Annotated in this window: 1 pseudogene; it reads right to left on the bottom strand. The window is 64.3% G+C overall.

Annotated elements, in window-relative coordinates:
- Positions 1 to 235 (bottom strand): annotated as a pseudogene (locus tag SB753_RS41400) (methyltransferase); the annotation flags it as partial.

Here is a 235-nt window from a genome sequence, read left to right on the forward strand (position 1 = left end):
CGAATATCCTCGCGCGCCACCACCGTCAGCCCCGCATCCGCGATCGCGGCAAGCAACCATTCGCGCGTGCGCAATCCGAGATGCTCGGCAAAATCCGACAGAATCAGCCAGCCCTCGCCGCCCGGCGACAGATGTTCCGACAAGCCCTTGAGGAAACCGAGCAGCATGCGGCTGTCCGGATCGTAGACCGCATATTCGATAGGCGAAGCAGGCCGCGCCGGCACCCAAGGCGGAT

It is taken from the genome of Paraburkholderia sp. SIMBA_053 (assembly GCF_046534895.1).
GTDB lineage: Bacteria > Pseudomonadota > Gammaproteobacteria > Burkholderiales > Burkholderiaceae > Paraburkholderia > Paraburkholderia caledonica.